Here is a 14,517-nt window from a genome sequence, read left to right on the forward strand (position 1 = left end):
GGCCGGGCCGCCAATGACTATCTTGATCGACAGGGATCAAGTCATCTCGGGCCCGGGATTGGTGCCGAGCGAGCGCGATCTCGCGCGAGATCTCACGATCGGGCTCGTCAACAACATGCCGGATCCGGCGCTGAAGGCGACCGAGCGGCAGTTCATGAAGCTGCTCCAGGCCGCAGCAGGCCCGTGCCGCATCCGCTTCCACTGCTTCTCGCTTCCCAGCGTGAAGCGTTCGCCGGAAGCGAAGTGGCATGTGGAGAGCGAGTATTCCGACCTGTCCGACCTCAAGCGCCAGAAATTCGACGGGCTGATCGTAACAGGCGCAGAACCCGTCGCGCCCGAACTCGACCAGGAGCCGTACTGGCGCGACCTCACCGGGCTCATCGACTGGGCCAAGGCCAACACGCGCTCGACGATCTGGTCGTGCCTTGCCGCGCACGCGGCGGTGCTGCACCTCGACGGCATCGCGCGGCGACCGCTGCCGGCCAAATGCCACGGCATCTTCGATTGCGACGTGGTGACGAGCGATCCGCTGACGAGTGCAGCGCCGGCGCCGTTGAAGGTCTCGCATTCGCGGCTGAACGAGATCGTGGAGAACGACCTGGTGCAGGCCGGTTATCAGGTGCTGACACGCTCGGAAGAGGCCGGTGTCGACGTTTTCGTCCGCCAATATGCCAGCCGCTTCGTGTTCTTCCAGGGCCACCCGGAATACGACGCGCTGTCGCTCCAGCGCGAATATCTGCGCGATATCGGCCGCTATCTCGCGCGGGAGCGCGAGACTTATCCGCGTCCGCCCGTGAGCTATTTTGACGCAGCGACGGAAGAGAAATTGCTCCGCTTCGAGAAGAAGGCGGTGCACCAACGCCATCCGGCGCTCACCAACGAGCTGCCTGGGCTGAATTTGCGCGCTGATATCGGCGCCGGCAGTGCGGCGGCAGCGCTCTTTCGCAATTGGCTGCAATATCTCAGCGTGGAAGCCGATGCGTCGGTCCCAGCGTGCCAGCCAAAGGATATTGGTCCCGCGTTAGGATTACCCAAGCGTTAGGCTTGCCTCAACCGGCGCGCGAATGTTTCAGTACAGAAGTACGCAAATCACGGGAAACGCAGTCGTGTGGTCGGCACTCCAGGGACGCGTGAGCAATCGGCTGGCCCGGCATTTCCGCGCCGCGCCGCACCGGCTGCCTGCGCACGCGCCGATCGTGAGCTTTACCTTCGACGACGCCCCCGCCAGCGCCGCAGGCGAAGGCGCCGCGCTTCTTGAGAAGCATGGCGGCCGGGGCACGTTCTATCTCGCCGGCAGCCTGATCGATCGGCCGTCGGACCACTGGCATGGCTTGTCGGATGACGCGATCGTCCGGCTTCACCGCGCCGGCCACGAGATTGCCTGCCATACCTTCTCGCACCAGAGCTCGGCCAATCTCGACGAGGCCGCCATGGCGCGCGAGATCGAGCGGAACCGCTGCTGTTTTCGTGCGATCGATTCTTCGATCGCGCTGCAGAATTTCGCCTATCCCTATGGGATTGCCTCGGTCTGGCGCAAGCCGCAGCTCGCCAAGGCCTTCCGTTCGGCGCGCGGCATCCTGCCCGGCGTCAATAGCGGCGTCATCGACCTCCAGTTCCTGCGCGCTTCGCCCTTGGTCGATCGTGAGATCGATAGAGCAGGCGTCGATCGCTATTTCGACGAGGCCGTCGCGAGCGGCGGCTGGCTCATCTTCTATGGCCATGACGTTGCGAACGCGCCCAGTCCCTATGGCTGCACGCCGGACTTGATGCGTCACGCACTGGAGGCCGCCGGAAAGCGCAGCATGCCGATCGTGACGGTCGCAGAGGCCTTGCGGAGGATTGGGGCGTAGCTCTTCACCTCTCCCGGCTCGCGTCACGGTGATCGCACGTCGGATCGATTTCCCCTGTGGCCATCCTTCGAGACGCCCGCCGTTGGCGGGCCCTCAGGATGAGGATCGAGTGCGCGGCTGTGATCTTCAACGAGTACCGATGCTGCTTAGCCTCATCCTGAGGAGACCGCGAAGCGGTCGTCTCGAAGGACGAGGCGTGCCCTCAGGTCGTGCAAAATGCCATATGCGTTTCCCCCTGCCGCGGGTGGGGAGAGGGAGAAGATGGACTTGCCACGCCCGCGCCAGCATGCGACTGGCCTTGAGACGAATCTCACGGCCTGGTTCCATCCCGCTCATGAATGCCCCCTCCACCGCCCCGCTGCCTGCGCCGGCCGACGGCCGCGATGCGCTGTCGGTGCTGCACTCGGTGTTTGGTCTGCCGGGTTTTCGCGGCGCGCAGGGCGAGATCATCCGCCACGTCACGGGCGGCGGCAATTGCCTGGTGCTGATGCCGACCGGCGGCGGCAAGTCGCTGTGCTATCAGCTTCCCTCATTGCTGCGCGAAGGCTGCGGCATCGTGGTGTCGCCGTTGATCGCGTTGATGCGCGATCAGGTCGCCGGGCTGATCGAGGCCGGCGTCAACGCTGCCGCGCTGAACTCGTCGCTGACGCCGCAGGAAGCATCCGATATCGAGCGCCGCCTGCTCGCGGGCGATCTCGATCTGCTCTATGTCGCGCCGGAACGCCTGGTCACGCCGCGCTGCCTGTCGCTGCTGGCGCAGGCGAAGGTGGCGCTGTTCGCGATTGACGAGGCGCATTGCGTCTCGCAATGGGGCCATGACTTCCGCCCCGAATATGTCGGCCTCTCCATCATCGCCGAGCGCTTTCCCGAGGTGCCGCGCATCGCGCTGACCGCGACCGCCGACGAGCTGACGCGCAAGGAGATCGTTGCGCGGCTGCAGCTCGCGGATGCGCCGCAATTCGTCTCGAGTTTCGACCGGCCCAACATCCGCTACGAGATCGTCGACAAGCGCAACGCGGTATCGCAGCTGAAGGAGTTCATCCGGGAGCGGCATGCGGGCGATGCCGGCGTGGTCTATTGCCTGTCCCGCAACCGTGTCGAGGAGGTCGCCGCCGCGCTTCAAGACGCCGGCATTGCGGCGCTGCCCTACCATGCCGGGCTCGACGGCAGCGTGCGCTCGCGCAACCAGGATCGCTTTCTCAACGAGGACGGCATCGTCATCGTCGCGACCGTCGCGTTCGGCATGGGCATCGACAAGCCCGATGTGCGCTTCGTCGCCCATCTCGACCTGCCCAAGAGCATCGAGGCTTATTATCAGGAGACGGGCCGCGCCGGCCGCGATGGCGAGCCGTCTGCGGCCTGGATGGCCTATGGGCTCTCGGACATCGTGCAGCAGCGTCGCATGATCGACGAGTCCAGCGCCTCCGACGAATTCAAGCGGGTCTCGATCGGCAAGCTCGATGCGCTGGTTGGCCTTGCCGAAACGCCGCACTGCCGGCGCCGGCGGCTGCTCGCCTATTTCGGCGAGATCGTGATGGGCGAGACCTGCGGCAATTGCGACAATTGCCTGACGCCTCCGAAGATGCGCGACGGCAAGGTGCTGGCGCAGAAGCTGTTGTCCTGCGTCTATCGCACCGGACAGCGTTTTGGCGCGATGCACCTGATCGACGTGCTGGTTGGACGGCTGACCGAGAAGGTGACGCAGTTCGGCCACGACAAATTGTCTGTGTTCGGCATCGGCCGCGAGCTCAACGAAAAGCAGTGGCGCACCGTGCTGCGGCAGCTGGTGGCGATGGGCCATTTGCAGAGCGACAGCGAAGCCTATGGTGCGCTGAAGCTGACGGAGACGGCGCGCGGCGTGCTGCGCGGCGAGACGGACGTGTGGCTGCGCGAGGAAGCGCCCGGCACGCGCATTCGCGCAAGCCGCGGCAAATCCCTCCGCGGCGACCTCGCGCCGGCCGCCGGCGCCCCGCAAGGCGATGTCGATCCCGAACTGCGCGCGCGGCTGCGCTCGTGGCGCTCGGAGATCGCGCGCGAGCGCGGCGTGCCGGCCTATGTGGTACTGCACGATGCCACCATCGACGGCATCGTCCGGGCCTGGCCGACGACGCTCGACGAACTTCGCAACGTGCCCGGCATCGGCGACAAGAAGCTTGAGCATTACGGCGACGAGCTGCTGCAGATCGTCAGGACGCGGTAGGGGCTGGGGGTGCTGCTGCGCCTACCTCTCTCAACACGTCATCCCGGACAAGCGCGCCCAAAGCGCGCGCAGATCCGGGATCCACAACCACAGGACGAAGTTGCTGCGTCACGCCGGCAACCACGAGTCTTCGCAAAACTATCGCTGCGGCGTATGGGTCCCGGATTTGCGCTGACGCTTGTCCGGGACGACACCGATGTGTCAGGCGAGAGCTATGCCCTCACTCACCCATTCCTGAATGCATACGCGTAGCCGTTGAGAGCGGGCGCGCCGCCGAGATGGGCGTAGAGGATCTTCGCGTCCTTCTCGAAATAGCCCTTCTTCGCAAGGTCGATCAGGCCCTGCATCGACTTGCCCTCGTAGACGGGGTCGGTGATCATGCCTTCGAGGCGCGCGCTGAGGCGGATGGCCTCCTTGGTCTCTTCCGACGGCACGCCATAGGCGGGATAGGCGTAGTCCTCGATCAGCACGACGTCGTCGGCGACGAGCTCCTTGCCGAGCTCGACGAGTTCAGCCGTGTTCTGCGCGATCTCGAGCACCTGCGCTTTCGTCTGCGCCGGCGTGAAGGAGGCGTCGATACCGATCACTTTTCGGACGCGGCCATCGGCGGCGAAGCCGACCAGCATGCCGGCATGGGTGGACCCGGTCACCGTGCAGACGATGATGTAGTCGAACTTGAAGCCGAGCTCGGCTTCCTGCTTGCGCACCTCCTCGGCGAAGCCGACATAGCCGAGGCCGCCATATTTGTGCACCGAGGCGCCGGCGGGAATGGCGTAAGGCTTGCCGCCCGCGGCCTTCACTTCCTCGATCGCCTGCTCCCAGCTCTTGCGGATGCCGATGTCGAAACCGTCGTCGACCAGGCGCACGTCGGCGCCCATGATGCGCGAGAGCATGATGTTGCCGACGCGGTCATAGACCGCGTCCTCGTGCGGCACCCAGGCTTCCTGCACCAGGCGGCACTTCATGCCGATCTTGGCCGCGACGGCGGCGATCATACGGGTGTGGTTCGACTGCACGCCGCCGATCGAGACCAGCGTGTCGGCGTTGGAGGCGATCGCATCGGGGATGATGTATTCGAGCTTGCGCAGCTTGTTGCCGCCATAGGCGAGGCCGGAATTGCAGTCCTCGCGCTTGGCATAGACCTCGACATTGCCGCCGAGATGTTTCGACAGCCGCTCCAGCTTCTCGATGGGTGTCGGGCCGAAGGTCAGCGGATAGCGCGGAAATTTGTCGAGCTTCATGGGTCATCCCGATTGGTGTTGGTGCCGGCAGCTGCCTAGCATCATGCAAAAGAAATGTGCTCTCGAATGTTGCCCTAATATTGCGCCGTATCTTGCACTAATGGCGTGAGAGGCTGATAATTCTTCCATAATAGTAGCCTGGAATGAAAGTTTCTTTCATGACATCTCGCCTCGATCGGATCGACCTTAAATTATTGAGATTGCTGCAGAATAACGGCCGGCTCAGCAATGCCGAGCTGGCTGAAACCGTTGCAATCAGCCCCGCCACCTGCCATCGCCGGACCCAGCGCTTGTTCGAGGACGGGTTCATCGCCGCCGTTCGCGCCATGGTGGCGCCGAAGAAAGTAGCGAAGGGCACGCTGGTGATGGTCGGCGTCGTGCTCGACCGCTCGACACCGGAGAGCTTTGCCACCTTCGAGCAGGCGATCGCCAGGCTGAAATTCGTGCTCGATTGCCACCTCGTCGCCGGCGATTTCGACTATTTCCTGAAGATCCGCGTCGGCGACATGGAGGATTTCAACCGCATCCACGGCGAGCAACTCATCGCGCTGCCCGGCGTGCGCCAGACCCGCACCTTCTTCGTGATGAAGGAGGTCGTCGACAACGCACCGCTGGAATTTTGAGCGCGGTACACCAAGCGCCCTCGTGCTAGATGGACGTCAGTTTTCAAGGAATCGCCGGATCATGCCGATGGAGCCGCTTCCCTTCCGCCACTCCAATCCGGCCGGGCCCGCCTATCGGCGCGGCTGGGTCGACGAGGCCGTGGCCGCCATCGAGGCCGACCAGTGCCGAACCGCCGACACGCATCTGATCCGGCTGATCGTGCCGGCGCTGTCAGGCATCGACATCTATCTGAAGGATGAATCCACCCATCCGACCGGCAGCCTGAAGCATCGCCTCGCGCGCTCGTTGTTCCTCTACGCGCTCTGCAACGGCCAGATTGCCGAAGGCACACCCGTCATCGAAGCGTCATCGGGATCGACGGCGGTCTCGGAAGCCTATTTCGCAGAGATGATCGGCGTACCCTTCTATGCCGTGATGCCGCGCACGACCTCGGCGGAGAAGATCGCCGCGATCGAGCATTATGGCGGCAATTGCCACCTGATCGACGATGGCCGCGCGCTCTATGCGGAAGCGGCCGCGCTCGCCGCTCGCCTGAACGGCCATTACATGGATCAGTTCACGTTCGCTGAGCGCGCCACCGATTGGCGCGGCAACAACAACATCGCCGAATCGATCTTCAGCCAATTGCAGGGCGAGCCGCGCCCGCTGCCGGACTGGATCGTGATGGGCGCGGGCACCGGCGGCACCTCGGCCACCATCGGACGATATTTGCGCTATCGCCAGTATCCGACCCGGCTGTGCGTCGCCGATGTCGAGCATTCCGCCTTCTTCGATTGTTTCCGCTCGCAGGACCGCTCCCATGTTTGCGACCACCCGTCGCTGATCGAGGGTGTCGGCCGGCCGCGTTGCGAGCCCTCTTTCGTGCCAGGTGTGGTCGACCGCATGATGAAGATCCCGGATGCGGCCACGATCGCGGCGATGAACGTGTTGTCGCGGCGGCTGCGTCGTCCGGTGGGCGGATCCACCGGCACCAATTTTCTGGCGCTGTGCCGGCTCGCCTCGGAGATGCGCCAGGCGAACGCGATGGGATCGCTGGTGACGCTGATCTGCGATTCCGGCGAGCGCTATCGGCAGACCTATTATGAGCCGGAGTGGCTGAAGGCGCGCGGCCTCGATCCGGCGCCGTTCGAGGCCATCTTGTCGTCGTTCCTTGCGACGGGCGAGCCGCTGACGCTCGCCATCGACGACGTCGCAAATCCCCAGGGCGCGTTCGACGCGCCGGTGCCGCCGCAATAGCTGCGTCCTTCGATCAATCCGCCGACCTGCTTGCCGGTGACGATCTGCGCGCTCATCACGCGTTTGCGGATGCGATCGGCTACCTCAGTTGCGCACGGCGTAGAGCGGCGTTCGCACCGTCACCTGATAGGACGGCTTCGGCGTCCAGGCGATCTGTGCGGTGATGCCGAACAGGCGGTTGTCGTTGTCGTCCATGCGATCGAGGTCGAGCCGCAGGATCGGCTGCGTGAAGGACTCGGCCAGCGTCCGGCCCGCCAGCTGCGCCCCGCCGAACGACTGCACGCCGAGGCGCCCGGTGAACTTCCAGTTGCTCGGCCATTGGTAATAGCCGCCGGCATAGAGGATCGTGTTCGACCGGATGCTGGCGAACGGGCTGGCGATGGCGGTGTAGGTATGTTGCAAGCCGGCCAGCCAGCCCCGCGTCTCGTCCTCGTCGAGCGCGTAGTCGAATTCCAGGATGTTGTTGAGCGAATTCGTCATGCCCTGATCGTTCGGCACCGATTGCGTCAGGGTCGATTGCAACGTGATGGTCGGGATCGCGCCGCCATCCTGCCGGTGGAGGTCGGCCTGCACGCCAATATTCCAGCTCGTGATGTCGAACGTCGACCAGCCGCCGCCAATGTCGGTCGTCGTGCCCGTTACGCCGCCATAGAGCGAGACGCGGTCGTTGACGTCGACGGTCAGCGGCAAGTCGACGGCAATCGATTTCGCGGCGGGCAGACCGTTCGACGGCGTTGCGCCTCTGCGCACCGCCAGGGCTTCGAGCGCGGCCGACAGCGACGTCGTGCCGAAACCGAGCCCGAGCGCTCCCGCCGGAACCGACGCATAGGTCGTGCGCAGATCGAGATAGAGGTTCGGGGCCGCAGGCTTCGCCGGTGTGTCCTCCTCATCGTCGGCGGAGAAAGCGGCGCTGGCCGAAATCGTCAGGCAGGTCAGTCCCATCGCGACAGCGCGCAAGGTCGGACGATGCGATGTGCTGTGGGGGGACACGTGACAATCCGACGCGTGGGCCGTGGTGGGCGAAATCGGGTGCTAGATGGAACGTGACCGCTGCCGCGGTCAAGCGCTATCCGCAAACCATGGACTGCTTCGAGATGCACGGCTACCTTGTCGTGACTGAACCGACACGCTCGCCGGCCGGAGCAGGCCGGACAATGGAGGACGACAGCCATGACCACGTCACGCCGCATCCTGCTCGCCGGAATGGCAGGGCTCGCCGTCGCTCCGACCGCGGTAGCCGCCGCACCAGCGCCAGTGCGCGATGACACGACGGTTGCCGAAGAACGCTTTGCGCGCATGATTGCCGCCGCGCATGCGCCAGACGTCACCTGCGCCGGCCAGGCCGAACGCTATGCGGACGCACATTGGCCTGACTATGTCATGGCAGCCAGGGCCGTGCTCGACGCGCGCGTGTGATTCGCTCTACTTCTCCACCGCTCGCCGCACCTGTTCGCCGATCTGCGACAGCACGAGCTGCGCCTGCGGCAGGATCGCACCCATGGCGTGGAAATTGTGAACCATGCCGTCGTGGCAGACATGCTCGACGGCGACGCCTGCGGCGAGCAGCTTGCGGGCATAAGCGTTGCCTTCATCGCGCATCGGATCGTACTCAGCTGTGTGGATGATCGCGGTCGGCAGGCCGGTGAGCCGTGTGGCGCGCAGAGGAGACACGCGGGGGTCGGCCGTGTCGACGCCGTCAGGCAGATAGTCGGAAAGATCGGCCTCGATCGTGACGCGATCGATCAGATGACCCTCGGCAAAGGCCTCCCGTGAAGGCGAGGTTTCCTCGAAGTCCAGCACCGGGCAGATCAGGCATTGCGCGGCGATGGCGAGCCCGGCGGTCTGCGCCGCCTCCTGGCATACGATCGCAGCGAGCGTTGCACCGGCGGAATCGCCGCCGACCACGAGGCGGTCCGCATCGATGCCGAGCGAGGCGGCCTCGCGCGCAACCCATTCGGTGGCGGCGATGGCGTCGTCGACGGCGGCCGGAAATCTGTGCTCCGGCGCGAGCCGGTAGTCAACCGAGATCAGGCGGCAACCAGTGGCATGCGCCAGCGCCGCCGCGATGCGATCATGCGTGGCGATGCCGCCGGCGACGAGGCCGCCGCCATGAAAGAACACGAAGCCCGGTGCAAGCTCATCGTCATTTGCAGGCGTGTAGAGGCGATAGGGCACCTCGCCGGCACGGCCGGGCAGCATGCCGTCGCGCGTCGTCACATCCGGCGCATCCGCGCGCGCGAACTGCATCAGCTTGGCCAGCGATTGCCGCCGCGCCTCTACGCTCGGCCGGCCTCTCGCCTGCGGCGCAGCCGCGGCCATCATGGTCAACAAGCGCTTTGCGAGTGGATCGAGCGGCATGGCAAACTCCCTATCATTTGCCCTCATTATAGCCTGTTTGGCCTGTTTTACCCTCCGGGGGAGGGTGCTAGTCCGGCAGCAAATCGTTTAGAAATTGGGACAATAGTGCCCGGATATTTCCAAGGGAGGCCTGATATGGCCGAGATCAAGAAGCCGATCGAATATTCGCCGAGCTGGACCTTCTTCGAAGGCAAATGGCACGACGGCAACGTGCCGATCATGGGCCCGCGCACGCACGCGGCCTGGCTCGGCTCGGTGGTGTTCGACGGTGCGCGCGCGCTCGAGGGCGTCGCGCCCGATCTCGATCGTCACGTCGCGCGCGCCAATCAATCCGCGATCAATTTCGGCTTGAAGCCGGTGGTCGATACCGGCACCTGGCTCGGGCTCGCAACCGAAGGCATTGCACGCTTTGCGGCCAATGCCGAGCTCTACGTCCGTCCGATGTATTGGGCGCAGAACGGCTCGGGCGGCGGCGTGCTGTTCGACCCTGAAACCACCAATTGGTGCCTGTGCATCTACGAGGCGCCGATGCCAAAGCCAGTCGGCAACGCCATCACCCTGTCGCCGTTCCGCCGGCCCACCGCCGAATGCGCACCGGTCGAGGCAAAGGCGGCCTGCCTCTATCCGAACAATTCGCGCGCCCTCGCAGAAGCCGCTTCGCGCGGCTTCCAGAACGCGCTGATGCTCGACATGCTCGGCAATGTCGCCGAGTTCGGCAATTCCAACGTATTCATGGCCAAGGACAGCGTGGTCTATACGCCGGCTCCCAACGGGACGTTCCTCAACGGGATCACGCGCCAGCGCGTCATCAACCTGCTTCGCGGCGACGGCATCAATGTGGTCGAGAAGACGTTGCGCTATGCCGATTTCCTTGCCGCCGACGAGATCTTTTCCACCGGCAATTTCGCCAAGGTCGCTCCGGTGATCCGCATCGACGAGCGCGAGCTGAAGCCGGGTCCGCTCTACACCAAGGCGCGAAAGCTCTATTGGGACTTTGCGCATGCGGTGAAGCTGGCGGCGTAGGCTCGCATACGCGCCAGGGAATCCGCTGTCATCGTCCGCGAAGGCGGACGATCCAGTATTCCAGAGGCAGCAATGATTGACCCGATGGGCCGCGGCGTACTGGATGCCCGCCTGCGCGGGGCATGACACCGACTTTTTAGCCGCGCTTCCGAAACCGGCCGAACTGAAACGCCTGAGTCGAATCCCACGGCGTGTGGTGAACCTCGCTGCGCGTCTCGATCAGTTCGAACTCCGGCCCGAGGTCTGCCGCAAGGCTGGCGCTGTCATGGCGCTGCACCGGCAGGCCGCTGCATTTCTCCGGACCGTCGGGCGCAAACGTCGCGATGATGACGTGGCCGCCGGGCGCAACCGCAGACCGCAGGCGTGCGACGTAAGCCGCCCTGTCGCGCGGGTCAGTCAGGAAGTGAAACGCGGCGCGGTCGTGCCAGACCTCGTAGGTCTTCGCCGGCTGCCATGTGGTGGCGTCGGCAACGATCCAGTCGACCATCGAAGCGGCTCCGCCGAGTCGCTGCTTCGCCGCATCAAGCGCATTGGCAGAAAGATCCAGCACGGCGACGTCGCGATATCCCTGCTGCAAGAGAGCGTCGACCAGCCGTGACGCGCCGCCGCCGATATCGATGATGGCGGCGGCGTGATCCCCCGTGGCCGCGCGGATCATCTCGAGCGAGATCGCCGGGCTGTCCTGAAACCAGCTGACTTCCGCCTCGCCCTTGGTGGCGTAGACATGCTCCCAATGGGTGCTTCGGTCGGACATCGCGTATCCTCCGGCGCCTGACGCCAGGGCAAAAGGAGGGCCTATTCCTCCTTCTTCGACATCCGCTCCAGGCGTTCCTGCATTTCCTTCATCTGCTGGCGCAGATCGTCGATGTTGCTGTCCTTCGGCGTCTCCGTGGTCGCGTCGGACTCGGGCTCAGCTGACGTCGCCGAGCGCGGCGGGACGAAGGGCTTGAACATCGAGAAGGTCTGCTGGAACAGCTCCATGTTCCGGCGGACTTGTTCTTCCAAAGGAGCAAAAGGAGTGCCGGACAGCGTGTTGGCGATCTGCTTGCGGAACTTCTCTTGCTCCTGGGTCAGGGTCGCGATCGACTGCTCCAGATATTTCGGCACCACCATCTGCATGCTGTCGCCGTAGAAGCGGATCAACTGGCGCAGGAAGGTGGTCGGGAGCAGGTTCTGGCCGGCCTTGTTCTCCTGCTCGAAGATGATCTGGGCGAGCACCGAGCGGGTGATGTCGTCGCCGGACTTGGCGTCATAGACCAGGAAATCCTCGCCTTCCTTGACCATTGCGGCGAGGTCTTCCAGCGTCACATAGGTGCTCGTTCCGGTGTTATAGAGCCGGCGGTTCGCGTATTTCTTGATGGTGGTGGGTTGGTCTGATTTCGCCATGGGCTCTCACTTGCAAGCGCGGAGAACGGGAACCCGACGGGCAATGCCGCAGGGCGGGAAGAGTACGCAACGCAACAAAATAAGCATTTTCAAAGGGGTCACGCTACCGTTTTGTGCGGCACGGTTAATCGCGGAGCAAAATCTTGCTTGCGAAAGCGCCAAGAACGCTATTTTGAATGCGTTGCGGTATGAATTCGGTCGCCGGCCGATTGACATGCCTCAACGACGTTAACAGGATGGCTCACGAGACTGGCGAGCCTTTTCGTAAAGCCCCGCCCTGCCCCCTTTAAAGAACCTCAAGCCTCAGGAGATGCCCATGTCAGACGATGTCGTCATCGTCAGCGCCGCCCGCACCCCGGTCGGAAGCTTCAACGGAGCGTTCGCGACCCTTCCCGCCCACGATCTTGGCGCGATCGCCATCAAGGCCGCGCTGGAGCGCGGTGGCATCGAGCCTGGCCGGGTCTCGGAAGTCATCATGGGCCAGATCCTGACCGCTGCCCAGGGCCAGAACCCGGCTCGTCAGGCCTCGATCGCCGCCGGCATCCCGGTGGAGAGCCCGGCTTGGGGCGTGAACCAGCTTTGCGGCTCGGGCCTGCGCACGGTTGCACTCGGCTACCAGGCGCTACTCAACGGCGATTCCGAGATCGTGGTCGCCGGCGGCCAGGAATCCATGAGCATGGCCCCGCACGCCCAGTATCTGCGTGGCGGCGTCAAGATGGGGCCCGTCGAGTTCATCGACACCATGATCAAGGACGGTCTGTGGGATGCCTTCAACGGCTACCACATGGGCAACACCGCCGAGAACGTCGCGCGGCAGTGGCAGATCACCCGCGCCCAGCAGGACGAGTTCGCGGTCGCCTCGCAGCAGAAGGCCGAGGCGGCGCAGAAGGCCGGCAAGTTCAACGACGAGATCGTCCCCGTCACCATCAAGACCCGCAAGGGCGATGTCGTCGTCAGCGCCGACGAATATCCGCGTCATGGCGCTACCCTCGACGCGATGGCCAAGCTCCGACCCGCCTTCGAGAAGGAAGGAACGGTCACCGCAGGCTCTGCGTCCGGCATCAATGACGGCGCTGCCGCCGTGGTGCTGATGACCGCCAAGCAGGCGGCCAAGGAAGGCAAGAAGCCGCTCGCGCGAATCGTCTCCTGGGCGCAGGCCGGTGTCGATCCCAAGATCATGGGTTCCGGCCCGATCCCGGCTTCGCGCGCCGCGCTGAAGAAGGCCGGCTGGAATGTCGGCGATCTCGATCTGATCGAGGCCAACGAGGCCTTCGCGGCCCAGGCCTGTGCCGTCAACAAGGACCTCGGCTGGGACACCTCCAAAGTCAACGTCAATGGCGGCGCGATCGCGATCGGCCATCCGGTTGGTGCGTCCGGCGCGCGCGTGCTGGTGACGCTGCTGCACGAAATGCAGAAGCGCGATTCGAAGAAGGGCCTCGCCACGCTGTGCATCGGTGGCGGCATGGGCATCGCGATGTGCATTGCGCGTGATTGACGATAGCTGACGTGTAGCTTACGCGCAGTTTGCGCGTGCGCTGCACACGTCAGTGAGTGCGTTGCACGCGACTAAAAAGGCAGCGGTTGCGAATCAAATATTCTTCGCAATCGCGCAGGCCTCGACTAAATACAAACGCCCGGCTCAACGCCGGGCGTTTTGTTCTTGATGTCCGTCAAACCAACCGCATAATCCAACGTTAAAAACGATCGCTTCAGAAACGTCCGAGAGTCCAAGGGAAGGATACGATATGGCACGTGTTGCATTGGTCACGGGTGGTACGCGGGGCATTGGTGCTGCGATCAGCAAGGCACTGAAGGCGGCCGGGTATAAGGTTGCGGCGAGCTATGCCGGCAACGACGCGGCGGCGGAGAAGTTCAAGACCGAGACCGGCATTGCCGTCTACAAATGGGACGTCAGCAGTTTCGACGCCTGCGCCGAAGGCGTGAAGAAGGTCGAGGCTGATCTCGGGCCGATCGAGGTGCTCGTCAACAATGCCGGCATCACCCGCGACACCGCCTTCCACAAGATGACGCTCGAGCAGTGGAACGCCGTCATCAACACCAATCTCGGTTCGCTGTTCAACATGACGCGCCAGGTCATCGAGGGCATGCGTGCGCGCAAGTTCGGCCGCATCATCTCGATCTCGTCGATCAACGGACAGAAGGGGCAGTTCGGTCAGGTCAACTATTCCGCGGCCAAAGCCGGCGATATCGGCTTCACCAAGGCGCTCGCGCTGGAGAATGCCAAGGGCGGCATCACCGTGAATGCGATCTGCCCCGGCTACATCAACACCGAAATGGTGCAGGCGGTGCCGAAAGACGTTCTGGAGAAAAACGTGATCCCGCAGATCCCGGCCAACCGGCTCGGCGAGCCCGAAGAGATCGCGCGTGCGGTCGTGTTCCTCGCCGCCGACGAATCCGGTTTCATCACCGGCTCGACGCTGACGGTCAACGGCGGCCAGTACATGGTGTGATGCGATCGCATCACGCGGGCTGATATTTCCCACATCGTCATGCCCGGGCTTGTCCCGGGCATCCACGGCCTTACAACAGCCGTCGCCACGAAGAACGTGGATGGCCGGGACAAGCCCGGCCATGACGG

At 64.2% G+C, this 14,517-nt stretch carries 14 protein-coding genes; 9 read left to right on the forward strand and 5 right to left on the reverse strand.

Annotated features, from left to right (window positions below; genetic code table 11):
• Nucleotides 1-13: 13 nt before the first annotated feature.
• From metA to recQ, 3 genes are all read left to right on the forward strand, one after another.
• Nucleotides 14-1,042 carry a homoserine O-succinyltransferase MetA gene (gene metA / locus XH84_RS35680; protein ID WP_128919077.1) on the forward strand — a complete coding sequence of 343 codons (1,029 nt, stop codon included), beginning with the start codon at nucleotides 14-16 and terminating at the stop codon, nucleotides 1,040-1,042.
• A gap of 64 nt (nucleotides 1,043-1,106) precedes the next feature.
• Complete coding sequence (locus XH84_RS35685) at nucleotides 1,107-1,850, forward strand: polysaccharide deacetylase family protein (RefSeq protein WP_128919078.1); 744 nt, start codon at nucleotides 1,107-1,109, stop codon at nucleotides 1,848-1,850.
• A 334-nt stretch (nucleotides 1,851-2,184) separates the two neighbouring features.
• The gene (gene recQ, locus XH84_RS35690) at nucleotides 2,185-4,050 is read left to right on the forward strand and encodes a DNA helicase RecQ (protein WP_128919079.1); all 1,866 of its coding nucleotides are present in this window, start codon (nucleotides 2,185-2,187) and stop codon (nucleotides 4,048-4,050) included.
• A 224-nt stretch (nucleotides 4,051-4,274) separates the two neighbouring features.
• On the opposite strand, the gene XH84_RS35695 is transcribed toward recQ, so the two are convergent.
• Complete coding sequence (locus XH84_RS35695) at nucleotides 4,275-5,291, reverse strand: 1-aminocyclopropane-1-carboxylate deaminase (RefSeq protein WP_128919080.1); 1,017 nt, start codon at nucleotides 5,289-5,291, stop codon at nucleotides 4,275-4,277.
• A 158-nt stretch (nucleotides 5,292-5,449) separates the two neighbouring features.
• On the opposite strand from XH84_RS35695, the gene XH84_RS35700 reads away from it, so the two are divergent.
• Nucleotides 5,450-5,914, forward strand: coding sequence for an Lrp/AsnC family transcriptional regulator (locus XH84_RS35700; protein WP_128919081.1), 465 nt, complete (start codon nucleotides 5,450-5,452; stop codon nucleotides 5,912-5,914).
• A gap of 67 nt (nucleotides 5,915-5,981) precedes the next feature.
• The gene (locus XH84_RS35705) at nucleotides 5,982-7,151 is read left to right on the forward strand and encodes a PLP-dependent cysteine synthase family protein (protein WP_164936220.1); all 1,170 of its coding nucleotides are present in this window, start codon (nucleotides 5,982-5,984) and stop codon (nucleotides 7,149-7,151) included.
• Between the two features lie 84 nt (nucleotides 7,152-7,235).
• Here XH84_RS35705 and XH84_RS35710 read toward each other — a convergent pair whose 3' ends face one another.
• Nucleotides 7,236-8,108 (reverse strand): hypothetical protein, encoded by an 873-nt coding sequence (locus XH84_RS35710; protein WP_128919164.1) that lies wholly within the window; start codon nucleotides 8,106-8,108, stop codon nucleotides 7,236-7,238.
• A 213-nt stretch (nucleotides 8,109-8,321) separates the two neighbouring features.
• Between XH84_RS35710 and XH84_RS35715 the strand changes: the two genes are divergently transcribed.
• Nucleotides 8,322-8,567 (forward strand): hypothetical protein, encoded by a 246-nt coding sequence (locus XH84_RS35715; protein ID WP_128919083.1) that lies wholly within the window; start codon nucleotides 8,322-8,324, stop codon nucleotides 8,565-8,567.
• A gap of 6 nt (nucleotides 8,568-8,573) precedes the next feature.
• Here the strand turns inward: XH84_RS35715 and XH84_RS35720 are convergent, their stop codons facing one another.
• A complete protein-coding gene (locus XH84_RS35720) occupies nucleotides 8,574-9,509 on the reverse strand; it encodes an alpha/beta hydrolase (protein WP_128919084.1) in 936 nt (311 codons plus the stop codon).
• Between the two features lie 135 nt (nucleotides 9,510-9,644).
• On the opposite strand from XH84_RS35720, the gene XH84_RS35725 reads away from it, so the two are divergent.
• Entirely contained in the window at nucleotides 9,645-10,532 is an 888-nt protein-coding gene (locus XH84_RS35725; RefSeq protein ID WP_128948686.1) for a branched-chain amino acid aminotransferase, read from the forward strand.
• Nucleotides 10,533-10,668: 136 nt separating this feature from the next.
• Here XH84_RS35725 and XH84_RS35730 read toward each other — a convergent pair whose 3' ends face one another.
• Nucleotides 10,669-11,286: a class I SAM-dependent methyltransferase gene (locus XH84_RS35730; RefSeq protein WP_128919086.1), complete on the reverse strand. Its 618-nt coding sequence runs from the start codon at nucleotides 11,284-11,286 to the stop codon at nucleotides 10,669-10,671.
• A gap of 41 nt (nucleotides 11,287-11,327) precedes the next feature.
• Nucleotides 11,328-11,918 (reverse strand): polyhydroxyalkanoate synthesis repressor PhaR, encoded by a 591-nt coding sequence (gene phaR, locus XH84_RS35735; protein WP_128919087.1) that lies wholly within the window; start codon nucleotides 11,916-11,918, stop codon nucleotides 11,328-11,330.
• 316 nt (nucleotides 11,919-12,234) lie between these two features.
• Here phaR and XH84_RS35740 point away from each other — a divergent pair, with 316 nt between their 5' ends.
• Together XH84_RS35740 and phbB are read left to right on the forward strand one after the other, a co-directional pair.
• Entirely contained in the window at nucleotides 12,235-13,413 is a 1,179-nt protein-coding gene (locus tag XH84_RS35740) for an acetyl-CoA C-acetyltransferase (protein ID WP_128919088.1), read from the forward strand.
• A gap of 250 nt (nucleotides 13,414-13,663) precedes the next feature.
• Nucleotides 13,664-14,389, forward strand: a complete 726-nt coding sequence (phbB, locus tag XH84_RS35745) for an acetoacetyl-CoA reductase (RefSeq protein WP_128919089.1) — start codon at nucleotides 13,664-13,666, stop codon at nucleotides 14,387-14,389.
• Nucleotides 14,390-14,517 lie beyond the last annotated feature (128 nt).

Source organism: Bradyrhizobium nanningense (assembly GCF_004114535.1).
Lineage (GTDB): Bacteria > Pseudomonadota > Alphaproteobacteria > Rhizobiales > Xanthobacteraceae > Bradyrhizobium > Bradyrhizobium nanningense.